Here is a 23,108-nt window from a genome sequence, read left to right as displayed (position 1 = left end):
CCGGAGTGCCGACGGGCCGGTCGCGCACGGTCGACAACCCCGGCACCGGGATCGGGTCGGCGCTTGTCGCACAGGCGCTCGACGAGTTCGGCCCGCCGTACGTGGTGAAGGACGACGGGCTGGCCGCCGGCAAGGGCGTGGTGGTCACCGGGGACCGGTCGGCGGCGCTGGAACATGCCGCCGGCTGCGGCCGGGTGGTCGTCGAGGAGTACCTCGCCGGACCCGAGGTGTCGCTCTTCGTGGTCACCGACGGCGAGACCGCGCTGCCGCTGTTGCCGGCCCAGGACTTCAAGCGGGTGGGCGACGGCGACACCGGCCCGAACACCGGCGGGATGGGGGCGTACGCGCCGCTGCCGTGGCTGCCGCCGGGCACCGTGGACGAGGTGCTGGCCACCGTGGTCGGGCCGACCCTGGCCGAGATGCGGCGCCGGGGCACCCCGTTCGGCGGGCTGCTCTACGTCGGGCTGGCCATCACCGGGGACGGGCCACGGGTGATCGAGTTCAACGCCCGGTTCGGTGATCCGGAGACGCAGGTCGTACTCGCACTGCTGGAGACGCCGCTGGCCGGGCTGCTGCACGCGGCGGCCACCGGCACGCTCGCCGGGCATCCGCCGCTGCGTTGGCGTTCCGATGCGGCGGTCACCGTGGTGGTCGCCTCGGCGGGTTACCCGGGCACCCCGCGTACCGGTGACGTGATCACCGGCGCCGACCGGCCCGGGGTCGTGCACGCCGGCACGGCCCGCCGGGCCTCCGACGGTGCGCTGGTCTCCGCCGGGGGCCGGGTCCTCTCGGGTACCGGTGTGGGCGCCGACCTGACCGCGGCCCGGGTGGCCGCCTACGAACTGGTCGACGCGATCGACCTGCCGGGAGCGCACCACCGGACCGACATCGCGGCGCTCGCCGCCGCCGGCCGACTCACCGCCCCCGACCGCGAGGGTTCGCCGACCGCCTGACCCGGGGCCTCCCGCGTCACCCGACCGGCTGGCACGAAACCGTGATTCGTCGGTCGGACCGGGTCTCCTACCGTGAGATCACCCCGGATTGTCGGGGGATTCCAGTGGCGGAGGAGCGGCCATGCACAGGTACCTGACTCGGGCGGCGGTGGTCGCCCTCGGCGGCGCGATCGCGGTCGCGGCGACCGGTTGCGTCACGATCGAGGCCGGCGGGTCGACCCCGGCGACCTCGGCACCGGCCACCGCTGCCCCCGGCGCCACCGGTGACGCCGGCCTGGGCAGCGCCCCGGCGGACGGGCCGGGCGGCACCCCGGGGTCGAGCGGCGGTCCGGCGGGGCAGGGCGGCCAGCCCGGCGGCAGCGGCAACCCCGGCGGTGGCGGCAACCCGGGTGGCGGTGGCAACACCGGCGGCAGCGGTACGACCGGCAAGAAGCCGAGCGGCCCGACGATCGTCCACTACAAGATCAAGCAGAAGCCGCAGTGCGACCAGGGTACGAACGTCAACCGCGTTCCCGGGGTCCCGGTGATCCTGGAGTGGAAGGTGACCGGCGCCGACAAGGTGACCCTCTCCGTCGACGGGCCCGGGATCTACAACACCTACCCGCCGGTCGGCACCGCCACCATCGACTTCCCGTGCGGCGGCAGCCCCGGCGAGTACGTCAAGCACACCTACCAGCTGCGTACGGTCGGCGGCGGCGAGGTGCGCTCCAGGACCCTGACCGCCTCGGCACTGGTGCACGAGATCCCCTCGGTCTGACCCGGGCCCGGGCGGCCGGCGCGCGGTCCGGCCGTCCGTCCTTTTCGTCCGTCCGATATGTACCGAGCGGCTCCGCGAGCCCTCGCCGGCCCCTATCATCGCTGTCTCCTTCCCGACCGAGCACCAGGAGGACGGCGATGCGGTTCCGGCGGGGGTTCGCGACGTTCACGGCGGCGGCGCTGGCCATGGTGCCGGCGGTGGCACTGTCGGCCGCCGCGCCGGCCTCGGCTGTCCGGCAGCGCTGGCGGGCACGGCTGCTCCGGCAGGGCTGGCGGGCACGGCTGCTCCGGCGGCCTCGGCTGCCGAGGTCACCGCCAGCTACAACGTCTGGGTCTGGAACGTCGCCGGCTGGAAGATGCACCGGGGCGCCACCGGGAACGGGCTGATCGGCGCGCTGGCCAACTCGATCCGCAACCGCAGCGCGCACTTCGCGGCGCTGAACGAGCTGTGCTGGAGCCAGTACAAGGCGGTGCAGTCCAACCTGCGGGGGTCGGGCTGGCCGCAGGACGTCGAGAACTTCTCCCGCTTCGAGGCGCACAACGAGACCGCCTGCGGCGGTGAGCCGTTCGGGGTCGCCATCTTCAGCAGGGCGCCGATGGGCCCGGCGGACCGTCTCGCGCTGGCCCCGGACGGCAGCTCGGAGCGGCGCAAGCTGCTCTGTGCCCCGCTGGAGGCCCGCCCGCACCTGAGGTTCTGCACCACCCACATCACCCCGTCCAACGAGGTGATCGGCGGCGGAAAGATCAACGAACGCCAGCTCGGCGAGGTGCTGACCCGGGTGGAGAGCTACCACGCGGCCGGCGACACGGTGATCATCGCGGGCGACTTCAACGCCCAGCCGAACTACGGCCGGATGAACCCGTGGTACTCCCGCAACCTGGACGTGCCGCGCAACAGCGGCAACCAGGGCGACTACCGGGAGCTGGACGACACCGATCCGGCCAGTCCCGGCTACGGCGAGACGACAGTCGCCGACGGCGACACCAGCGGACCGGACGGCCAGGGCAAGAAGATCGACATGATCTTCGTACGGGAGGACCGGATCGCCGGGACGTACACCGGTGACTCGCTGGCCATCTCGACGAGCTGCGGCGGCGCCTGCTCCGACCACCGGATCCTGATCGGCACGGTGACCGTCCGAATCACCACCTGAGCCGTCGACCGCCCGCCGTTCGCCTCCCGCCGTCCGCCGCCGGCGGTCGTCGACCGCTCGGTTCAGGCCCGGTGGTAGCGGCGCAACTCCCTGGTCATCACCTTGCCGGTCGCGTTGCGCGGCAGCGCCGGTACGAAGTTGACGTCCCTCGGCACCGAGAACCGGGCTCGGTAGCGGCGGACGTACTCGCGTACCGCGTCCGGGTCGATCGTCTCGCCGGGACGCAGCACCAGGTACGCCACCAGCCGCTGCCCGTACGTCCGGTCCGGTACCCCGATGACCGCCACCTCGCGCACCTGGGGCAGCTCGGCGAGCAGGTTCTCCACCTCGGCCGGATGGACGTTCTCGCCCCCCGAGACGATCATGTCGTCGGCCCGGCCGTCGACGTGCAGCAGCCCGTCCGCGTCCAGGTGGCCGAGGTCGCCGGTGTCCAGCAGCCGTACCCGGGCCGGGCCGGCAACCCGACCCTGCTGTTCCGGCCCGCCCGCCGTGTACCCCTCGAAGAGCAGTTCGTTGCCGACCAGGATCCGGCCGACCTGACCGGCCGGCACGGGCTCGCCGGCGGCGTCGACGATCGCCAGCCGGGTGCCGTGCGGCGGCCGGCCGGCGGTGGTCGGCGCCCGGCGCAGCTCGGCCGGGGTGGCGATGGCGGCCCAGGAGACCTCGGTGGAGCCGTAGAGGTTGTAGAGCACGTCGCCGTACCGGTCCATGAACCGGGGCGCCAGCCCGCCGGGCAGCGCCGAGCCGCTGACCGCGACCACCTCCAGCGGCGGCGTGGCGGCCGGCGGCACCTCCAGCAGCCGTTGCAGCATCACCGGTACGGCGAACAGCGCGGTGCAGGAGTGCCGGCGCAGCGCCGCCACCGCCGCCACCGGCTCGAACCGCCGATGCAGTACGACGGTGCCGCGCAGCGCGAAGGCCATCTGGAGTGCGGCGTACCCCCAGGTGTGGAAGAGCGGGGCGGCGATCATCATCCGTACCCCGTGGTGCAGCGGGATCCGGTCGATGATCGCGACGAGCGGGCCGAGGCCGTTCGGGGTGGGCCGGCGGGCACCCTTCGGGGTGCCGGTGGTGCCGGAGGTGAGCACGATGGTCCGGCCGTCCCGCTCCGGCGGGTGCAGCTCACCGTGCGGCGCCCCGGCCATTAGTTCCGGGTACTCCCGTTCGTCGATCCGGTGCACCTCGGCCGGCAGCCCGACGACCCGGTCGAGGAACTCGTCGTCGTGCACCAGCAGCCGGAACCGCTGCTCCTGGGCGACGGCCGCGAGCTGTGCCCCGGACAGGCCGGTGTTGCCGAGCACGATGTCGGCGCCGAGCAGCCCGCCGGCCACGGCCGTCTCCACCAGTCCCGAGTGGTTGCGGCAGAGCACCCCGATCCGGTCGCCCTCGGTCACGCCGTAGCGGGCCCGTAGCGACCGGGCCAGCCGTTCGGCCCGGTCCAGCAGCTCCCGGTAGCTGACCTCGCCGCGCTCCTCGTCGACCAGCGCGATCCGGTCCGGATCCCGGGCCGCCGCCTGGCGCAGCTCGCCGGCCAGGCTGAAGCCCCAGTTCCGCAGGGCGCCGAGCTGTGCCGCGACCCGCCGGGGCGAGCCGGGCTTGAGCAGCCCGCGCCGGGTCAGCGTGGCGACCAGGAACGCGAGGTCGGAAGGCAACGGGGTACTCCCTCCTGTTGTGCTGCCGCCCTGGATCCGCGGCTGGTCAGCGGATCTGGTGCCCGGAGATGGCCCGGGAGATGACCAGCCGCTGGATCTCCGAGGTCCCCTCGAAGATCGTGTAGATCTTGGCGTCCCGGTACCAGCGCTCGACCGGGTGCTCGCGGAGGAAGCCGGCGCCGCCGAGGATCTGCACCGCCCGTTCGGTAACCGAGACCGCCACCTCGCCGGCCTTGAGCTTCGACATCGAGCCCTCGCCCGCGCTGAACGGGCGGTTGTTGCGGCCCATCCAGGCGGCCCGCCAGACCAGCAGCCGGGCGGCGTCGATCTCCATCCGCATGTCCGCGAGCTGGAATGCGACCGCCTGGTTCTCGACGATCGGCCGGCCGAACTGCACCCGCTCCCGGGCGTACGCCAGGGCGTACTCGTACGCCGCCCGGGCCACCCCGACCGCCTGCGCCCCGACCGTCGGCCGGGACAGTTCGAAGGTACGCATCGCGGCCTGGCTGTTGCCGCGCTGCCCGCTCCGGGCCCGGTCGAGCCGTTCGGTCAGCGCCTCGCGCCCGCCGAGCAGGCAGCGGCCCGGCACGCGTACCTCGTCGAGGAAGACGTCGGCGGTGTGCGAGGCGCGCAGCCCCAGCTTCCTGAGCTTCTTCGTCGCGGTCAGTCCGGCCGTGCCGGGCGGCACCACGAAGGCGGCCTGGCCCCGGGAGCCGAGTTCGGGCTCCACCGAGGCGGTGACCACGTGCACGGCGGCGATCCCGCCGTTCGTGGCGTACGCCTTCTGCCCGGTCAGCACCCACTCGTCGGTGCCGGCGTCGTAGCGGGCCCGGGTGCGCATGGCAGCGACGTCGGAGCCGGCCTCCGGCTCGGTGCTGCAGAACGCCGCCACGGCCGGCCGGTCGGTGTCGCCGTAGCACTGCGGCACCCATTCGAGCAGCTGTTCGGGGGTGCCGGAGCCGTAGATGGCGGCCACCGCCAGGGTGGTGCCGAAGAGAGCCATGCCGATCCCGGCGTCGCCCCAGAAGAGTTCCTCGTTGGCCAGCGGCAGGGAGAGGCCGGTCGGGTCGGCCCAGCAGTTGGCGATGAACTCGAAGCCGTACAGCCCGACCTTCGCCGCCTCCTGGATCACCGGCCAGGGGGTCTCCTCGCGGGCGTCCCACTCGGCGGCGGCCGGCCGCACGATCTCGGCGGCGAAGCCGTGCACCCAGTCGCGCAGCTCCTGCTGCTCCTCGTTCAGGTCGAGCGAGAACTCGGTCACGCCGTCCCCTCGTCCCCTCGTCGTTCCGGACCCGGGCGCCGGCTCCGCCGGACGCCCGGGGTGGTTGATCTGGTCGGGCGTCCTGGTCAGGCCTTCGGGATGTCGAACAGGTTGGCGATGTTCGCGGCCAGCCCGAGGTCACCCTTTGCCTTCAGCTTGCCGGTCATGAACATCGTCACCGGGTTGGCGCCACCGGAGACGATCTTGAGAAACTCGACCGGACCCATCGTGAGGGTCAGCTTCGGCTCCCGCTGTGGCGTCTCGGAGACCTGGCAGGTCGCGTTCTCGATGACGATCTCGTAGGTGTCGGAGCCGCCGTCCGGCCGGCCGGTGATGGTCCAGTGGATGACCGTGTTGGTGTTGCCGGCCCGGTCGGCCCGGAACAGTGCCGGCATCCGCCCGAACACCGCGTCCAGGACCTTGCCGCGCAGGTCCCCGCTCATCACCTCGGCCAGCTTGTCGTCCGGGGTGGACTTGACGATCTGGGCGAACTGCTGGGGCTCCAGCGAGGCGAAGTTGGCCGGGTCGAAGTCGGTCATGCGAGGGTCCTCCAGGGCTGGTGGTTGTCGCTGTTCCGGTCAAGATTATTGGTTACTCGTGCGTAACCCTACGCACGAGTAGGTAGGCTCGCAAGCGTGCCGACTCCGCCCGCCTTCCGGCGGCTACCCCGGGCCGTACGGGAGCAGCAGATGCTCGACGCCGCGGTCGGGGTCTTCTCCCGGCGCGGCTTCCACGCGGCGAGCATGGACGAGATCGCCGACGAGGCCGGCATCTCCAAACCCATGGTCTACGCCTACCTCGGCTCGAAGGAAGAACTCTTCGTCGCCTGCCTGCACCGGGAGGGGACCCGGCTGATGGAGGCGATCGTCGGCGCGGTCGTACCGGACCTGCCGTTCGAGGAGCGGCTCTGGCGCGGCCTGCGGGCGTTCTTCCGGTTCGTCGGCGCGCACCGGGACGGCTGGGCGGTCCTCTACCGGCAGGCCCGGGGCGAGCCCCCGTTCGCCGGGGAACTGGCGTCGATGCGGAGCCGGATCATCGAGGTGGTCGCCGGGATGCTCGCCCGTGGCCTGGCCGCCGACGGCCGCGAGGCCCGCGTCGCCGAACTGGAGATCATGGCGTACGCCCTGGTCGGCGCCGCCGAGTCGGTCGCCGACCTGCTGGCCGACCAGCCGGACGCCGATCCGGACCGGATGGCCGGCCGGATGATGGAGATGGCCTGGAGTGGTGCCGGCAACCTGCTCGCCGGCCGCCGCTGGCGACCACCTTCCACCCGGCCGGACTGACCCCGGACCCACCCGGCAGGACTGACCCCGGACCCACCCGGCAGGGCTGACCCCGGACCCACCCCGCCGGCTGATCCCCACCCCTGCTGCTTGACGTTTGTCGTCGGGGGTGTCAGTCTCGTCTGACAGGGGGGTGTCAGATGCATCTGACACCGGGGAAGGAACGGGACGCATGGAGCAGGCCCCGCCCTCGGGGGAGCAGTTGCTGCGGATGCTCACCGCGCTGGCCAGCCCGCACCGGCTGCGGATCGTGGCGGCCCTCGCCGAGGGCCGCAGCTACGTAAGCCAGCTCGCCCGCCGACTGGAGATGAACCGGCCGCTGCTCTACATGCACCTCCAGCGGCTGGAGGCGGCCGGACTGGTCACCGGTGAACTGGAGACGGCCCGGGACGGCAGCTCGGTGAAGTACTTCGAGGTGGTGCCGTTCGCGCTGGCCGTCACCCCGCAGGTGGTCGCCGAGGCCGTCCCGACGTTGGACCCGGCAGCGGGCGTCACCGGCACGGCGGAACAGAACGGCCCGGCAGCGGGCGGATCGGGAGAGGAAACGAGCGAGTGAGCACATTGTTGGCAGCCGACCTGGACATCGCGCAGACCGCCACGATCGCGTCGGCCGCGGTGGCGGTCGCCCTGGTCGCCGTCGTCGGTTTCGTCGGCCTGGGCTTCTACCGGGCCCGGCGGAGCACGGTCGGGGACGCGGCGTACCGCGCCCTGGTCGAGCGCGTGGTCGAGGCGGAGACCCGGACGGCGGAGGCCGGCACCGCGACGGCCGGGGAACTGACCGGGCTGCGCACCGAGGTACGCGGCGCCCGGGACGAACTGGCCGAGGTGAAGCAACGGCTGACCGAGTTGGAACGGCTGCTCAGCCAGATCGGCTGAGTCCACCGGGAGCCGCACGCGTGCCGGTCCGGCGACCGGCGGCACCCGTACGGGGGAGGGAACGAGATGATCAGCGAATCGCGCGGAGGAAGGCAGGCCGTGCAGGCCGTGCTGACCGTGCTGGCCCTGCTGGCGGCCCTGCCGTTGGCGGTGGCCACCGGGGTCGGCCCGGCGGCCGGCGTGCCGCCGTCGCCCCCGGCCGACGACATGTCCCGGGTGGAGAGCCATCTGCGGGAGTACATGGCCGACGTCCGGGCACCCGGACTGGCGTACGCGGTGGTGCGTGGCGACCGGGTCGTCGGGCAGGGCGCCTGGGGGGTCGACGGGAACGGCGAGCCGATCACGCCGGGTACGCCCTTCGTCCTCGGCTCGGTGTCGAAGTCGTTCACCGCGCTGGCGGTGATGCAGCTCGTCGAGTCCGGCCGGGTCGAGCTGGACGCACCGGTCCGCCGGTACGTCCCGTGGCTGCGGCTGGCCGACGAGTCGGTGGCGGCCCGGATCACCGTACGGCACCTGCTCGTCCAGACGACGGGTCTGCCGCAGGTGGCGTCGACGGGGCTCACCGACCGGTACGACAACACGCCGGGTGCGCTGGCCCGCTCGGTACGCGACCTCGCGGCGGTCAGCCCGACGGCCGAACCGGGCGGAGTGCACCAGTACAGCGACGCCAACTACATGATCCTGGGCGTACTCGTCGAGGAGGTGACCGGGGAGAGCTACGGCGAATACCTCCGCAGGCAGGTGCTCGACCCGCTCGGGATGGTCGACTCCGCCGCCACCGGCGCCGAGGCGGAGGCGCTCGGGATTCCGCCCGGTCACCGCTACTACCTCGGCCGCCCGCGGCGCTTCGAACCGTCCTTCGACGGCTCCGGGGTGTCGTACGGCTTCCTGGCGGCGAGCCTGACCGACCTGACCCACTACGTCTCGGCGCAGCTCTCCGCGGGCCGGTACGCCGGTCGTGCGGTCCTGTCGCCGGAGAACATGGCCCGGCTGCACCCCGGCCAGGTTCCCACCGGCGGCGACGGCCGGTACGCGATGGGTTGGCGGGAGGGCACCCTGGGCGTTCCGGCCAAGCGGATCGTCTGGCACGCGGGTGCGACGGCCAGCTCGTTCGGGCACATCGTGCTGGTGCCCGGGTCGGATCTTGCCGTGGTGGTGCTGACGAACGTCTACGGGTTGCCGATGGACGGCCCGCTGGCCTCGGCCGCCTTCGACGTCGCCCGGATTCTGCACGGTGCCGAGGCGGCGCCCGCCCAGGCGGAGGACCCGACGTTCGACTGGCTGCTCGCCGGGCTGGCCGCGGTCGCCGTACTCCTGCTCGGTCTGCTGGTCTGGTCGGTGGTCCGGGCCTTCCGGCGCCCGACCGGGCCGGTGCGGTCGGTGCGCCGGGCGGTCGCCGGAGCCGCCGGCTGGGTGGTCGGCTGCGCCGGGCTGGCGGCCGTGGTGGTCTGGGCGATCCCGGCCTTCTGGGACGGCGCCGGCCTGGCCAAGGTGCGGCTCTTCGCCCCGGACGTCGGTGACGCGATCGTGGCGGTGGCCCTGCTCGCCGGTCTGCTGGCCCTGGCCCGCGCCGGCCTAGCCGCGTCCACCGTCCGGACCGGCCGGTCACGTCGACCGGCACCACCGGCACCAACGGCGGGTAACCCAACGGCACCACCGGCACCAACGGCACCACCGGCACCAACGGCACCACCGGCACCAACGGCGCCACCGGCACCAACAGCACCAACGCCGCCACCGGCAATTCCGACGGAGCGCACGCGTCATGAGGTGACCGGCTGACCGTGCCGGCCGACGGGTCGTGTGCCGGGTGCTCCGGTGGGACCGGAGCACCCGGCGCGTCGCCGCTGGCGCGGGTCGATCGGCCGACGCCGTGCGCGACGGTCAGATCCGGCCGGTGCCGGCGCCGCCGGTGACGATGGACTTCACGTTGGCGGCCGGGTCGAGCGAGTACCCGTACGGGATGCCGTTGACGCTGCCGCCGGCCTGGCCGGAGCCGGAGTTGACGAAGTGGTTGTTCCGGGCGACCAGGCCGCCGACCGGCGAGCTGCCCTCACCGCGGTGGTACGGGTCGCTGACGTTCTCGAAGTAGTTGCCCTCGACGAGCACGCCCGCGTTGCAGGTGGAGGCGACGCCGTACCCGCCGTTGCCCCGGTAGAAGTTGTTGTAGACGTGCACCGGGTTGCCGAACCGGACCCGGGGGTGCCGCTGGTTCGACCCGTCGAACCAGTTGTGGTGGTACGACACCCGCAGCCGCCCGACGTCCTCGCCCGCGTTGCTGTCGGAGTGGCCGAGCAGGAACGACTTGTCGTGGTTGAAGACCCGGTTCCAGGAGACGGTGGCGCAGTCGGAGCTGCGCTTGATGTCGACCGCGCCGTCCGAGCCGCTGCTGAAGCTGTTGTGGTCGATCCAGACCCGGCTCGAGTACTGCACGTTGATCGCGTCGTCGCCCCAGTTCCGGAAGTTGATGTTCCGGATGACGACGTTGCTGACGCTGGCGACGTTGAGCCCGCCGCCGGTGATCGTGGCGTTGGCGCCGACTCCGATGATCGTCTTGTCGGCGGCGACCTTCTGCATGCCGCTGAGCGAGATGGTGCCGGAGAACCGGATCACCCGGGCACCGCTGGCCTGCATGTTGCTGATCAGGCCGTTGGCGTCGCTGACGGTGACCGGGGAGGCGTTGCCGCCGCCGCTGGTGCCGCCGCACTGGGTCGCCCAACCCTCCAGGTTGAACGAAGCGGCCGAGGCGCTCGGCATCGCGACCAGGGAGCTGGCCGCGAGGCTCGCGGCGGTGGCCGCCGCGAGCAGCGGCACCCGGACGAGCCGCCGGGTGCGCCGGGTGGTGGTTTCGGTGCTGGACACAGGGGAACCTCCGAGCGGAAGTGGTCCACCCCGGCGGCCGGGCGGGTGGGACGCGGACGCCGCCAGCGGTGGGTGGACGGTGCGGCCGACGGATCTGGGCCGCGCCGGGGACGGGGCTGCTGGAAAGCGCTTTCCAGCATCGAGTGAAGACTATCGATGGCCCTCTATCCTGTCAACGGCAAATCTCGATGTTTGTGCCGTCCTGTCGGGCTTGGCCCGAGAGGGTGATCAGTCCGGATCGGACCTGATCATCCCGCCGTCCGGGGTCACCTCGCCGAGCAGGTAGGGACGGCCGCGCGCCGGGTCGTGCAGCCCGAAACTCCGCCCCCGGCTCGCCGAGAAGGCCACCGTCGACGGCAGCGGCACCGGCAGCTTGAACGCCACGTCCACCGTGTACGCCTCGGGCAGCCGCCCCTCCAGCGCGGCCAGGCAGCGGGCCTTGCTCCACATCCCGTGCGCGATCGGCCGGGGAAAGCCGAACAGCCGGGCGGCGACCCGGGAGGTGTGGATCGGGTTGCGGTCGCCGGAGACCCGGGCGTACTCCCGACCCACCCGGGCGGCCACCCGCCACAACGTGGTCGGAGCCGGCGCGGCCGGCCGGTCACCCGGGTCGCGCCGGTCGCCCCCGGCGGCCGTACGCTCCCGCCGCAGGTACGTCGACACGCCGCGCCAGACCGTCTCCCCGGCGACGGAGGCGGTGCAGACCACGTCGAACTGCCGCCCCCGCTCGTGCGGGCGCAGGTCGACCGCGCGTACCGCCAGGTCCAGCGGCTCCGCCGCGTCGATCGGGCGGTACGTGTCGATCCGGTTGGCCACGTGCACCAGCCCGACCAGGGGCAGCGGAAACTCCGGTGCGCTCATCAGGTGCAGCGCCAGCGGAAAGGCCAGCACGTGCGGATAGGTCGGCGGCAGCGCGTCGGCGAGCCGGAACCCGCACACCCGGTCGTACTCCACCAGGTGGTCCCGGTCCACCGCCACTCCCCGGACGACAAGTACCGTCCCGGGAAGCCGGTCGGCGCGCCGGGCCGACCCGAACCCCGGAGCCAGTCCGATCGCCGCCCGGCGGTAGAGCGGCCCGGCAACCGGCACCGCCGCCAACTCGACCGGCACCGCGGCCGGCTGCTCCCCGGTGTCGTGCGGCAGGTCGGTCATCAGGCCCCCAACAGGCTCTGTCCGCAGACCCGGACCACGTTGCCGGTGACGCCGGCCGAGCCGGGTGAGGCGAACCAGGCGATCGTCTGTGCCACGTCGACCGGCAACCCGCCCTGGGCCAGACTGTTCATCCGCCGGCCCGCCTCGCGGAGCATCATCGGCATCCGGGCGGTCATCCGGGTCTCGATGAAGCCCGGAGCGACCGCGTTGACGGTGATGCCGCGCTCGGCCAGCAGTGGCGCCATCGAGTGCACCAGGCCGATCACGCCGGCCTTGGAGGTGGCGTAGTTGGTCTGGCCCCGGTTGCCGGCGATCCCGGCGATCGACGAGACCCCGATCAGCCGGCCACCGCGCGGGATCAGCCCACGGTCCAGCAGTACCTCGTTGATCCGCTCCTGGCTGGTCAGGTTGACCTCCAGGACCGCGTCCCACCGGTCCGGGGTCATCCGGCCGAGCGTCTTGTCCCGGGTGATCCCGGCGTTGTGCACCAGCACGTCGACCCGGCCGTGCCGGTCGGCGAGGTGGTCGGCCAGCCGTAGTGGCGCGTCCGGCGTGGTCAGGTCGAGCTGCACCGCCGTACCGCCGACGGCGTTGGCGACCTCGGCGAGCGCGTCACCGGCCGCCGGCACGTCCAGTGCCACCACCTGGGCGCCGTCGGCCGCCAACACCTCGGCGACCGTCGCCCCGATCCCCCGGGCGGCACCGGTGACCAGGGCGATCCGGCCGTCCAGCGGACGGTCCCAGTCGACCTCGGGCACCTCGGCCGGGCCGATCCGGATAACCTGCCCGGAGACGTACGCCGAGCGGCCGGAGAGCAGGAAGCGCAGCGTCGACTCGACGGCCCGTTCCGCACCCGGCGCGACGTAGACGAGCTGCGCGGTGCTGCCCCGGCCGAACTCCTTGCCGATGCTGCGGGTCAGTCCTTCGAGGGCGCGTTGCGCCGTCGCCTCCCGGGGTGTGCCGCAGGACTCCGGCGGGGTGCCGAAGACGACCACCCGGCCGGACGGGTGCAGGGCCCGGGCCAGCGGGTGGAAGAAGTCGAAGAGTGCGCGCAACCCGGCGGAGTCGGTGATGCCGGTGGCGTCGAAGAGCAGGGCGGCGGTTCGGGACTCCGACGGGTCGGAGACCTGGACGCCGGCCGAGCGCAGCAGCGCGGCCAGCGGCTCGACCAGGCGACCGCCGGGGGCGGCGTCGAGGCGTACCGGGCCGTGGCTGAGCGGGTCGCCGGGGCGGTACCGGCGCAGCCTGGGCGGGTCCGGCAGGCCGAGGCGCCGAACCAGCGCCCGGCCGGGACCGGTGTGGGCGAAGCTCGCGTACCTGTCGCTCATGCCCGTAGCCTACTCGCGGGTTGCCCAGCGAGATCCGCTCGCAGGCGCTCTACCAGCACGAACGTCCCATCACGACGGTCGGCGACGCACGCCGACCCGTCACCCGCACCAGACCCCGTGCGATGCACAGGTCCCGGGGTACGCGGCCCGCCGGGCGTCCACTCGCGACGGCGGCCTGAGATGGCCGCCCGGGGCAAGCACCACCGACCGCCGGCCCGCTGGCTGCGCCGCCCGTCGACCTGGTTCGCCGTCCAGGCGGCCGTCCAGGCCGCGCTGCTGCTGGCGCTCGTGTTCGCCTTCCTGGTGCCGCAGCGCACCGCCCACGACAGCGGGCCGCCGTTCATCTACATCGACCGGCCGCCGGCCGGGACCGCGTGGTGCCAGGGGAAGATCGCCGACTGCGACCGGATCCAGGGGCAGTGGTGGGTGGAGGACGGCCAGTACCGGGCCGCCGAGGGCGAGTAGCCGGCCCGCAAAGGTGGAACCGTTCCCAGGTCACGCCGTAGTCAGGAACCCGTCACAACAATCCGCCGGGCGGCCGAGAGTGTCTGATCTGGACAGCCATTACCCGGAGGTATCTGCACGTACCCGAAAGGCCACTATGCGCGACCAGGTCTTGAAACACCCTCGTAACGAGGCACAGGATCTAGCGATGAGTGAACTCATCGATCAGCACCTCGCGAGCCTGCGAGCTGCTGGCCAGTCAGAGCGGACCATCCAGTCCCGAAGAGAGATCCTCCACCGCCTGCACGACGAACTGCCGTACGGCCTCGCGTACGCGGCCACGACCGAGCTGGACGCGTGGCTCGGCCGGCCCGGCTGGTCCCGGTGGACCCGGTGCACGTACGCGATGCACGTGCGGGCCTTCTACCGGTGGGCGACCGCCGCCAGCATCCTCGACGGTGACCCGGCCGCCGACATGGCGCGACCCCGGAAGCCCGCCGGGGTGCCGAAACCGGTCAGCGAGAACGAGCTGAGCATTGCCCTGGACCGGTCCGGGGACCCCTGGTACACGGCGATCCTCCTCGCCTCGTACGCCGGCCTGCGGGCGAGTGAGATCGCCCGGGCGGACCGGCGGGACGTCACCGAGGACGACATCCGGGTGTTGTCCAAGGGCGGGAACGAGGATGTAGTGCCCTGCCATCCGGTGATCTGGGAGCATGTCCGGGACCGTCCGCCGGGCCCGCTGGTGACGCACGAGGGGGAGCCGGTGACGGGTCCGTGGCTGTCGTCGAACGGGCGGCACCACTTCGACCTGATCGAGCTGCCGGACGTGCACCTGCACCGGTTCCGGCACCGGTTCGCGACGATGCTGCTGGAGGCGGGGGTTGACCTGCGGACGATCCAGGAGCTGATGCGGCACCGGTCCGTAACGTCCACGCAGATCTACACGCTCGTCAAGAGTGGGCAGCGCCGATTGGCCATCCGCACGCTGCCCACCCCGACCATGCACCCGTCAGAGCACTAGGTCCCGCACAGGATCTCACCCCCTCCCTGGCGTCTGGCCAGGGAGGGGGTCGCTTTTTAAGGGCACCCTAAGAAATCTCATAGCCGAAAAACCGTCATCGATGCCCCCCCCCCCCAGCCCTAAGTCACATACAAGGCGCACTGCGTGACGACGCTGACCTGGCGGTGTACCGTCCGAAGTGGCGGTCCGGGGTAGGGCCCGGGCCGCCAGCCACCCCCAGCCCTACCTGGGAGGCCCGATGGACCCGACTCTTGGCGACAACATCGCTCGACACCGCCGCCGCCAACGGCTCACACAGGAGCAGCTCGCCGAGCACGCCGGACTCAGCGTCGAGACGATCCGCAAGCTGGAGACGAACAGCCGCACCAGCAGCAGACTGCCCACCATCGGCCGGCTGGCTCGGGCGCTCGGCGTACGCACCACCGACCTACTCGGCGACGCGACCAGCGCGGCAGCCCGGCGGGAGCCGGACCACCTGCCACTCAGCCTGATCGACATCCGCCGGGCGCTCACCCCGGCACGTGGTCCGGGCGGCACCGTCCGACTCCCCGACGGCCCGCCCCCGACCCTGCCGACGATCCGGAGCCGGCTCCGCGCCGCCGACCAGGCGTACCACCGGGGCGACTACGGCACCGTGCTCGGCATCCTGCCGTCGCTGATCACCTCCGGCCGGCTCGCCGTAGAGACGGCGTCCGCGAGGGCCCGACCGCAGGCGCACGCCGCGCTCGCCGACGTCTGCTATCTCACCGGCGAACTGCTGATCCAGCTCCGGGCTGGCGACCTCGCGTACACCGCCATCAGTAGTGCGCTCGACGCCGCCGAGGCGGCCGGCGATCCGATCCTGGGCGCGCTCACGGTCAAGGGGGCGAGCTGGTTGCTGCTGCGGCAGGGCCGGCTGGCCGAGGCCGAGCAGCTCGCCGTGTCGACGGCCGACCGGGTCGAGCCGCGGATGTCCCGGGCGCAGCCGGAGGAACTCGCCGTGTGGGGGTGGCTGCTGCTGTTCGGTGCTGCGGCTGCCGCCCGCGACCAGCGCCCGGACGACGCGACCGAGATGCTGGACTCGGCGGCGGCGGCCGGGGCCCGGCTCGGCGACCGGCCGATCCCCGGGCGGCTGGCGATCGTCGGAGGCTTCCGGTCCGCGCGGGCCGAAATGGCACGGGTTGAGGCGGCGGCGGTGACCGGGGACCCGGCGGCGGTGCTGCGGCTGTCGGAGCGGATGCCGGTCACGGCGACGGTGCCGACCAGTCAGCGGCGGCATCAGCTCGATGTGGCCTGGGCGCACGTGCAGACCGGGCAGTACGCAGACGCGACTCAGGTGCTGACCAGGCTGAGCCGGCAGGCACCGGCGTGGCTGCGGCACCAGCGGTACGCCCGGGACATCGTGGCCGACCTGGCGGCGGCCCGTCGCCGGGCGATGGGGGCGGAGCTGGCCGAGCTGGCAGCGCTGGTCGGCTGCTGACCGGTACGTCACGTACCGGTTTCGCGGCCGGGCCGCGAACCTCGCACGCCGCGCACATTCACTCACGGTCACGGACGGCGCACTCTGGCATGTGGAACGCAGGGTCTGCCAGTCTCCCGGCTGGCACGCGAACACCCTGCGGACCGGCCGGTCCGGGCCGGGTCCCCCGTGCCACGCCCGGGCCGGCGCCAACGATTCGCCCACATTGAGCGGCGCTCCGTGACCTGTGCTCCGGGGCGCCGTGGCGTACCCGGAGGTGACAGCGTGCTGACGACCCTGCGACGCCGAGCCCGGCGTGCCCGAACCTACCTGTACGACGTGCGCACGGCCTGGCGGCGGGAGTTCCCCCGCCGGGTCCGCGACTACCGGTGGGACGGCCGACGGTGGTTGCGCGTACCCGGACCACGCCGGTGACCCGGCCGCCGCACATCCCGCCGCCGCAGATCCCGGACGTGCCGGTCGACACCCGGGTACGGCTGGAGGCGGGCGAGTGGTCGCACTACCACCGGGGCGCCGACGTCGAAGGGTACGTCGACGTTCGGATCGTCCGCGTCGACAAGGGCATCACCCGCGAGGACGGCGGCCAGCTCTGGGTGTGGGTGCGCGGCCACGACCCGCTGACGTGCCACTGGGACAGCGTGGCGCCGCACCCGGCGTGCATCGAGCTGATGGCCCGGGTGGACGTCCTGGCCCGGCACGTCCCGTGACCGGTCTCCGGCCGGGGGATCTGCTGCGGATCGACCGGCGGGCGTCGGTCCAGTTCTCCGGCGACCGGGCGCTGACGTTCCGGGTGCTGCGGGTGGATCGGAAGCCGACGTATCACGGCTGGTGCTGGCTGTCCGGGTACGTGCTCGACGGCCACGGCGAGGCAGTCGAGCGGCGGGAGGTGTTCGTGCAGCTCGCCGGGCTGTGCCGGCTGGCCACCCCGGCGCCGGTCCAGGCCCGGCCCGCCGTGCCCCGGTCGGCCCGGAAGCCGACGCCCCGGCCCGCCGCTCGGCCTCCTACCACATCGGCCCGTGATCAGGCGGCTGTCCACAGGGCATGGAGTTATCCACAGCGCGGCAGTCTGGTGTAGCCGGTCGCGGCAACGACCGGGCAGGCTGCCGGTGTCGGCGGGCCACCCTCCGGCCGCCGGCCACGGCTACGGCAGGTGGGGCGGGCCGGATCGGAAGGCACCGACACAGCACGAAGCGGCCCGGTCCTCGATGGACCGGGCCGCCGTGTCGGTCCGAGGAACCTTAAGGTTCCTCTTGCGATCACGCTCGCCGATACCTTAAGGTTTAGGCCATGAGCAGCCGAGAGATTGGCATCGAAGACGCCCGAAAGCGGCTCGGTGACATTGTAACCGCCGTCCAGCAGGGCGCCGACATCGTGCTCACCCGCAACGGCAAGCCCGCAGCCCGCATCGTCCCGATCAAGGAGCAGACCATGACGACGACCACTTCGTACGGCACCTGGGCCAACGCCGATGGCTCCCACCTCACCGTCGAGGACAGCGTCGTAGTCGCTCTCGGCGACCACGTCAGCGACTACGACGTGGACGCGGTCGCGGCCGACTACCGGGCCGCCATCAACGACGCGCTGCCGGACAGCGTCAGCCTCAGCGGCAACGACTTCTACGGCCCCGCCCACGACCGGGAGTTCGACGGGTACCCGCTGACCGAGCACGGTGACCTGGACCTGTCGGCCATCGTGAACGGCGTGGACTTCTGGGAAATCGCCGCTCGGCACGACCGGACGGCCTGACCTCGGACATGACGAAGCGGCCCCGGCCGATCCCGTAAGGGACCGACCGGGGCCGCTTGCTGCGTATCACCCCGCAGCGGGGGTTGCCGAGCCTGAGCCCGTCGGCGGGGCACCGGGTTCCCCGCCGGTACGGGTGGCGCGGGCGTACGTGGCTACGCCCTGGTGCGCCGCGTCGGCCCCATGTCCACGGCGGGGCCTCATTTTTCGGAGTCCTGGGCAATGCGAGGGCCCCGCTACGTTCGCTGCACCGGGCCTCGGTAGTGCCTGGAGCGTACCCCAGGGGTCAGCCGGACGGCGGTGGTGGAGGCGGCGGGGGCGGCTCAGCGCGCGGCGGTGGGATCGGCACGTTCGGCGCCGTCCGCTGAGGCGGCTCGCGGCGACACATCACGGTGCCGGCGGCACGGTCTTCCGCGCCACGTACGACACCACGGCGGTGATGACCGTCTTGCCGACCAGCGACGCGACGCCGATCCAGTACGTCTCCGTCCACTGGATGTCCCCGAGCGCGACGACCAGGACGGCGGCGAGCACCGCGCCGACGTCGACCAGCAGCCCCTGCCAGAACGTGCGGAACGCGCGGTTCTTCGCGTCGGCGCTGGCCGACGCAGGTACGTAGGTGGTGCCCATGGTGACCCTCCTCAGGTCGATTTCAAGGAAGCGGCCCGAAACCTGAATGGCCAGGCCGGAAGTTCAGGTGCAGTTGAAGCCGACCCGCAGCTGGTGCACCGCGTCGGCGACCCGCCGGCCCAGCTCCGTCTGCGGCGGCGTGCTGCCGTACGCCTCGTCCAGCACCGTCAGCAGCTCGCACCAGCGCTGGTCCGCCTCCCGGTCGGCAGCCCGGTCGGCCGCCGCCGCCTCCCGCTGGACGTGCGCGGTGTACGCCAGCGTCGCGCCGGACACCGCCAGCACCGACAGGAGCACGGCGAGCAGCGCGTACCAGAGCGGCACCGGCCTACGGTGCGGGCTCACGCGCCCTCACCCGCCGAGGGCGCGGGCGATGGCGACGGCGACGGCAGCGACGGATCCGGCAGCACCGGCACCGACGACAGCCCACCGCCCGGGGTACGCCCGGCCAGCCAGAGCTGCACGACCCCGGGCCCGGCCATCAGGGCGGCGGACACCAGCAGCGGCGGCCACCCCGCCCCGGTGACCACCGAGTGCCCGAACCCGCCCAGCCCGGCCAGTAGACAGATGAGGTCCCGCAGCAAGGGGACCCGCTGCTCGAGCGTCACCCACGGGCCTGGCTCTCTGAAGCGGCGCCGGCGACGATCCGGCGGCCGATCTCGGCGACCGCCCCGGCAACCGTGGCGGTGACGTCCCCGGCCGGTCCGGGCGGGCCGGCGGGGCCCGGGGCTCCGGGCGGGCCGGCCGGTCCGGGCTGGCCACCGCCGCCGTACTTGCGGCTCCACATCACGTCCAGGTAGATCATCTGCTCGGGCCCGTAGGTACGGCCGTCAGTCACGGCCCCGTTGTAGGCACGCACCGCAGCGGCCAGCGCTACGGCGGTCTTGTCCCCGTAGGTGGAGTCGATGTCGCCGGGCGAGTGGCCGAGGTTGTGTAGCCGGTACTGGAGCAGCTTCACCGCCGCCCCGCGCTGGCCGTACTGGCAGAACATGTCGTCGTCCTCTCCGGCCGCGAGGCCGATCGTGGTCAGGTACCGCCGGAACAGCGCGGTGAGGTCCCGGCCCGCCCGGGTCGCGTCCCGGTGGTACGAGATGTGCGTGTGCCAGCGGTGCGAGCTGTCGCCGGACGACCGCTTCCCGAGCCGGTCCCAGCGCTTCACCACGTCACCGTCGGGCGAGTAGATGACCTCGCGGATGTCCCGCGTGTCCGCCGCGCCGGCCTTGCACTGAGCGACCAGCCAGATCGACATGCTGCGCAGGTCGTGCCGCTTGCCCGCCACGGTGGTCGACCACTGGCCGATGTCCAGCGCCGACGCCGCCTCGGTCAACCCGGACCGGTCCCGGGACGACTCCCGCACCGAGTAGTCGTCGTCATCGACGCGGTCCCGACCGCAGTGGTAGCCGCCGCGGTGGTTCGGGTCGCCGATGATCCCGACCTCGTTCGGGTCCAGGTCGGTCGGGTACGCGTTCGAGTTCTCTCGGATGTCCAGGTGGTCGAGCAGCAGCCGCCGGACCGCCTTCAGGTTCTCGGGGGCGATCGTCACCGGTTACACCGCCTCGAAGATCAGGACCAGGATCGATGAGTTCGCACCCTGGATCGTGTGCGATGCAGGCGGCGACGCCACGATCTTGAAGGTGTAGGTGTCCGGGCTGCCGAGCTGGCCGGAGTAGGTCTGCGTCTGCATCAGCCGGTCGGTGGTCAGGGCCTGCCCCCACCGCACCAGCGGGGATTGCAGGCTGCCGTCCACGCTCAGCCGGCCGAGCCCTTCCGTGGTGACGTTGCCGGTCAGGTCGACCGCCCAGGTGCAGAACGCCGCGTACGTGGCGCCGGTCGTGGCCGTGGTGACGTCCACGGTCACGCCCGGCACGTCCGCGTTCGTCGCCGCCCCGTTAAGATCGGCCGACCCGATCGCGTAGTACACGCCGGTAATCAGCCCGTTGAGCTGGTTGGCGGTCACCTTCTGTAAGCCAGCGAACGGCACGACGCCTCCTTCTACAGTGCGATGCCCCGGCCGCGCCAGAGCCTGATCGGGGTGCCCGCGTCGTGCGCCCGCCCGTACGCACCCCGGGTCACGGCGAGCACCTGTGGGTTCTGCGCGGTGATGTTGTCCCAGTCGATGTTTTGGGACCCGTTGGTGTTGCCGGTCTCGCGGCGGACCGAGGCGCCGATGTTCGTGCCCAGCGGCACCAGGGTGTCGGATCCGACGGTCTGCCAGCGGCGGGGGTCGGTCCCGCTGGTGGCGTTCCAGGCCCGCGCCCGGACCACCTCGCCGATGAAGTTGAGCACGATCCGCCATGCGTTACCCGCCGAGTGGGTGCCGACCGAGACGGCTGCCGCGTCGGCGATGGACGACCCCAACCCCCCGACCCGGCGGAAGAGCTGCAAGGTCGCGGCGCCGCTGGTGGCGATACTGACCTGCGCCTCCAGGTAGTTGCTGGCATCGGTCAGCCGCCCTACCGCCCGAGGCGTGATCGCCGCACCGGTCGGCAGCACCGGCACCACCACCTGCAGATCCACCTCGCCGTCGGGTGAGCCCATGTCGGCGTACGCCAGGTAGAGCGTGTTGACGCCCGCCGTCGTGATCCGCCCGGTCGTGCCGCCCACCACGTTGTAGTCGCTGGCCGTGCCGACCACCGTGTACGCAGTGCCGGGGACACTCTGCCCGGGCGTGCCCCACCCGGACCCGACCGTCCGGGAGAACGGGTCGGCGAACGCGCTGGTGGGCGCGGCCGTGATGGTCACCTGTTCGCCCACGAGGTCCACGTCGACCGGGAAGTCGCCGCTGCTGGTGGACAGCAGCGCGCCCTCGGACACCGCCAGGAGCTGTGTCGCCGACGACCCGGCCGCCGCCGCCAGCGTGGTCCCGCCCGCGTCGGTGCGGAACGCGGTGTCGTCGGTGGCCTCCAGTACCGCCACGTCGTACGGTGCGGCAGGCGTCAGGTGCAGCGTCACCTCCCAGCGGGTCTTGCTGATTCGCTCGCTGTAGCCCTTGATGACCTGGTCCACCGGTGCCGGGCCGTGCGTGTCCCAGAGGTTCTCGACGGTGACCCGCGAGCCGATCCGGGACCGCAGCCACTGCTCGACCAGCGCGGGCGTGCGCCGAAGGTTCAGGGTCACTGCCGGGTACTGGAGGCCCGGCGCGATCGACTCGGCAACCCGGTAGCCGGCGATCGGGTACTGCCACTGGTCGCGGGACAGGCTGAGCGTCACCTGTTGCGCCCGGCCGCCCCGGACCGTCGTGTCGGTGTACCGCGCCGACGACCCGCCGGCCCGGGCCACCGTCAGGTCGGTGACCCGCGAGCGGCTGTTGTACGTCGGCCCGAACGGCTGCCCCAGCTCGCGCCGGGTCACGTCGATCGGCATCCGGACGTCGGCGTTGTACCGCGACGACCGGGCCACCATCACCAGCTCGCCGGCCGGCCCGCCGTCGTGGATCAGCCCCTGGTCGGTGGCCGCGCACTCGTCGAGCGCCGCGACCAGCGTGGTCGGCAGCAGCGGCCCCATCGGCGGGTCCTCAACGAGTAGGTCGGCGTAGGTGATCAGCGGCATGCCGGCCATGTCCGCGAGGTCGCCGACCCGGCTCAGTGGCCGGTCGCCGGAGCCGGCGTCGAGCGCGATCAGCCCCACGACGCCCGGGCTGAAGTTCGAATCGGCGGCGGCCAGCAGATGCCCGACACCGATGCCGTCGGTGGACGTGGTGCCGTCGACCCGGACCTCCCGGACCACACCGATCGTCCGCGAGTTCAGGGTGCCGGACTTGCTGACGCCGGCGTTGGCGCTGACGTAGCCGCCGGTGTAGTCGACGTTCGACCCGTTCTGCGTGACCCGCAGGTAGACGAGGATCCACTGCCCGTGCACGTCGGCCTCGACCACGGCGACCGAGTCATTGAGCAGCGACGTGTCGCCGTCCAGGTGCGCCCGGATGTGAAGCGTGTCCGGCGACGCGGGCGTCAGCTCGATCGTCCAGTACGGCGCGGTGCCGGTGCACGTCGCCTTCAGTAGCGGCGACGTGCTGGCCGGCGCCGACGGCACCTTGACGACCGCCGCCACCGACCAGTGCCCGGTACCGGCGTACGGCTTGACGTAGCCCTGGATCCGCGTCCCCGCCGCCAGCGTCGGCAGCGGCGCCGACCCGGGGCAGTCGCTGGCGGCGGCCGGCGACCACGCGCCGGTGACCAGACCGGGCCGGTCGTCCATCGCCGACGCCACCTGCGTAGCGTCGGCCGCGTCCTCGGCCGGCCAGTAGCCGACCGCCCGCGAGCCCGTCGTCCCAAGCAGGATCCCGGACAGCGCCCGCCGCATCGCCGACTCGACCGGGGTGTCGACGGCCTGGTGCCGGTGGAGCCGGCCGTACGCCTCCACCCGGACGGTCGCGCCCCGGGTGGAGGCGTCCCAGTCCGGGTCCCAGCTCTCGGCGAAGACCACGAACCGGGGCGTCGGCGGGGCGTAGCCGTACGGCAGCGTCATCCGCAGAGGCACGTCCTGGACGACGTCCGGGTACAGCGGCGACAGCGGGTTGTCCGGGGTGTAACGG

Annotated in this window: 25 protein-coding genes; 13 read left to right on the top strand and 12 right to left on the bottom strand. The window is 72.7% G+C overall.

The annotated features are described in order from the left end of the window. From purD to O7626_RS41220, 3 genes are all read left to right on the top strand, one after another. Positions 1–953, top strand: a 953-nt coding sequence (gene purD / locus O7626_RS41230; RefSeq protein WP_278066756.1) for a phosphoribosylamine--glycine ligase, incomplete at its 5' end; no start/stop codon positions are given. A 121-nt stretch (positions 954–1,074) separates the two neighbouring features. Further along, positions 1,075–1,710 (top strand): hypothetical protein, encoded by a 636-nt coding sequence (locus O7626_RS41225; protein WP_278064984.1) that lies wholly within the window; start codon positions 1,075–1,077, stop codon positions 1,708–1,710. A gap of 268 nt (positions 1,711–1,978) precedes the next feature. Continuing rightward, a complete protein-coding gene (locus O7626_RS41220) occupies positions 1,979–2,863 on the top strand; it encodes an endonuclease/exonuclease/phosphatase family protein (protein WP_278066432.1) in 885 nt (294 codons plus the stop codon). A 62-nt stretch (positions 2,864–2,925) separates the two neighbouring features. On the opposite strand, the gene O7626_RS41215 is transcribed toward O7626_RS41220, so the two are convergent. From O7626_RS41215 to O7626_RS41205, 3 genes are all read right to left on the bottom strand, one after another. Beyond that, complete coding sequence (locus O7626_RS41215; RefSeq protein ID WP_278064983.1) at positions 2,926–4,515, bottom strand: AMP-binding protein; 1,590 nt, start codon at positions 4,513–4,515, stop codon at positions 2,926–2,928. A gap of 46 nt (positions 4,516–4,561) precedes the next feature. Beyond that, entirely contained in the window at positions 4,562–5,776 is a 1,215-nt protein-coding gene (locus O7626_RS41210; protein WP_278064982.1) for an acyl-CoA dehydrogenase family protein, read from the bottom strand. Positions 5,777–5,862: 86 nt separating this feature from the next. Then, positions 5,863–6,315 (bottom strand): SCP2 sterol-binding domain-containing protein, encoded by a 453-nt coding sequence (locus O7626_RS41205; protein ID WP_278064981.1) that lies wholly within the window; start codon positions 6,313–6,315, stop codon positions 5,863–5,865. A 96-nt stretch (positions 6,316–6,411) separates the two neighbouring features. Between O7626_RS41205 and O7626_RS41200 the strand changes: the two genes are divergently transcribed. From O7626_RS41200 to O7626_RS41185, 4 genes are all read left to right on the top strand, one after another. Continuing rightward, positions 6,412–7,059, top strand: coding sequence for a TetR/AcrR family transcriptional regulator (locus tag O7626_RS41200; RefSeq protein WP_278064980.1), 648 nt, complete (start codon positions 6,412–6,414; stop codon positions 7,057–7,059). Positions 7,060–7,231: 172 nt separating this feature from the next. Beyond that, positions 7,232–7,615 carry a winged helix-turn-helix domain-containing protein gene (locus O7626_RS41195; protein ID WP_278064979.1) on the top strand — a complete coding sequence of 128 codons (384 nt, stop codon included), beginning with the start codon at positions 7,232–7,234 and terminating at the stop codon, positions 7,613–7,615. Next, positions 7,612–7,935, top strand: a complete 324-nt coding sequence (locus tag O7626_RS41190) for a hypothetical protein (RefSeq protein ID WP_278064978.1) — start codon at positions 7,612–7,614, stop codon at positions 7,933–7,935. The genes O7626_RS41195 and O7626_RS41190 overlap by 4 nt, the downstream gene beginning before the upstream one ends. 66 nt (positions 7,936–8,001) lie before the next feature. Beyond that, a complete protein-coding gene (locus O7626_RS41185) occupies positions 8,002–9,717 on the top strand; it encodes a serine hydrolase domain-containing protein (RefSeq protein WP_278064977.1) in 1,716 nt (571 codons plus the stop codon). A gap of 102 nt (positions 9,718–9,819) precedes the next feature. On the opposite strand, the gene O7626_RS41180 is transcribed toward O7626_RS41185, so the two are convergent. The 3 genes from O7626_RS41180 to O7626_RS41170 form a co-directional block, all read right to left on the bottom strand. After that, a complete protein-coding gene (locus O7626_RS41180; protein WP_278064976.1) occupies positions 9,820–10,797 on the bottom strand; it encodes a pectate lyase in 978 nt (325 codons plus the stop codon). Between the two features lie 228 nt (positions 10,798–11,025). After that, the gene (locus O7626_RS41175; protein ID WP_278064975.1) at positions 11,026–11,949 is read right to left on the bottom strand and encodes a MaoC/PaaZ C-terminal domain-containing protein; all 924 of its coding nucleotides are present in this window, start codon (positions 11,947–11,949) and stop codon (positions 11,026–11,028) included. Continuing rightward, the gene (locus O7626_RS41170; RefSeq protein WP_278064974.1) at positions 11,949–13,277 is read right to left on the bottom strand and encodes a 3-oxoacyl-ACP reductase; all 1,329 of its coding nucleotides are present in this window, start codon (positions 13,275–13,277) and stop codon (positions 11,949–11,951) included. The genes O7626_RS41175 and O7626_RS41170 overlap by 1 nt, the downstream gene beginning before the upstream one ends. Positions 13,278–13,457: 180 nt before the next feature. On the opposite strand from O7626_RS41170, the gene O7626_RS41165 reads away from it, so the two are divergent. The 6 genes from O7626_RS41165 to O7626_RS41140 all read left to right on the top strand — a co-directional run bounded on the left by O7626_RS41165 (position 13,458) and on the right by O7626_RS41140 (position 17,950). Next, complete coding sequence (locus O7626_RS41165; protein WP_278058097.1) at positions 13,458–13,742, top strand: hypothetical protein; 285 nt, start codon at positions 13,458–13,460, stop codon at positions 13,740–13,742. 187 nt (positions 13,743–13,929) lie between these two features. Beyond that, the gene (locus O7626_RS41160) at positions 13,930–14,745 is read left to right on the top strand and encodes a tyrosine-type recombinase/integrase (protein ID WP_278058094.1); all 816 of its coding nucleotides are present in this window, start codon (positions 13,930–13,932) and stop codon (positions 14,743–14,745) included. Positions 14,746–14,983: 238 nt separating this feature from the next. Next, positions 14,984–16,204: a helix-turn-helix transcriptional regulator gene (locus O7626_RS41155; protein WP_278058092.1), complete on the top strand. Its 1,221-nt coding sequence runs from the start codon at positions 14,984–14,986 to the stop codon at positions 16,202–16,204. Positions 16,205–16,587: 383 nt separating this feature from the next. Then, entirely contained in the window at positions 16,588–16,911 is a 324-nt protein-coding gene (locus O7626_RS41150; RefSeq protein ID WP_278058090.1) for a hypothetical protein, read from the top strand. Continuing rightward, a complete protein-coding gene (locus tag O7626_RS41145) occupies positions 16,908–17,279 on the top strand; it encodes a hypothetical protein (RefSeq protein WP_278058088.1) in 372 nt (123 codons plus the stop codon). Before O7626_RS41150 ends, O7626_RS41145 begins: the two co-directional genes overlap by 4 nt. A 212-nt stretch (positions 17,280–17,491) precedes the next feature. Then, on the top strand, positions 17,492–17,950 hold the full coding sequence (locus O7626_RS41140) for a type II toxin-antitoxin system prevent-host-death family antitoxin (RefSeq protein ID WP_278058087.1): 459 nt from the start codon (positions 17,492–17,494) through the stop codon (positions 17,948–17,950). A 384-nt stretch (positions 17,951–18,334) separates the two neighbouring features. Here the strand turns inward: O7626_RS41140 and O7626_RS41135 are convergent, their stop codons facing one another. The 6 genes from O7626_RS41135 to O7626_RS41110 all read right to left on the bottom strand — a co-directional run. Continuing rightward, positions 18,335–18,577: a hypothetical protein gene (locus O7626_RS41135; RefSeq protein ID WP_278058085.1), complete on the bottom strand. Its 243-nt coding sequence runs from the start codon at positions 18,575–18,577 to the stop codon at positions 18,335–18,337. A gap of 63 nt (positions 18,578–18,640) precedes the next feature. Then, positions 18,641–18,898: a hypothetical protein gene (locus tag O7626_RS41130; protein WP_278058083.1), complete on the bottom strand. Its 258-nt coding sequence runs from the start codon at positions 18,896–18,898 to the stop codon at positions 18,641–18,643. A 17-nt stretch (positions 18,899–18,915) separates the two neighbouring features. Beyond that, positions 18,916–19,182: a hypothetical protein gene (locus O7626_RS41125; RefSeq protein ID WP_278058081.1), complete on the bottom strand. Its 267-nt coding sequence runs from the start codon at positions 19,180–19,182 to the stop codon at positions 18,916–18,918. Further along, positions 19,179–20,117, bottom strand: coding sequence for a peptidoglycan-binding protein (locus tag O7626_RS41120; protein ID WP_278058079.1), 939 nt, complete (start codon positions 20,115–20,117; stop codon positions 19,179–19,181). Before O7626_RS41120 ends, O7626_RS41125 begins: the two co-directional genes overlap by 4 nt. A 3-nt stretch (positions 20,118–20,120) precedes the next feature. After that, complete coding sequence (locus O7626_RS41115) at positions 20,121–20,555, bottom strand: hypothetical protein (RefSeq protein ID WP_278058077.1); 435 nt, start codon at positions 20,553–20,555, stop codon at positions 20,121–20,123. An 11-nt stretch (positions 20,556–20,566) separates the two neighbouring features. Then, positions 20,567–23,108 (bottom strand): hypothetical protein (locus O7626_RS41110; protein ID WP_278066755.1); only part of this gene is annotated, 2,542 nt, incomplete at its 5' end.

The sequence above is a fragment of the Micromonospora sp. WMMD1102 genome (genome assembly GCF_029626265.1).
GTDB lineage: Bacteria > Actinomycetota > Actinomycetes > Mycobacteriales > Micromonosporaceae > Plantactinospora.
Note: the sequence above shows the minus strand (reverse complement) of the source record. Positions and strands in the feature narration are given on the sequence as shown.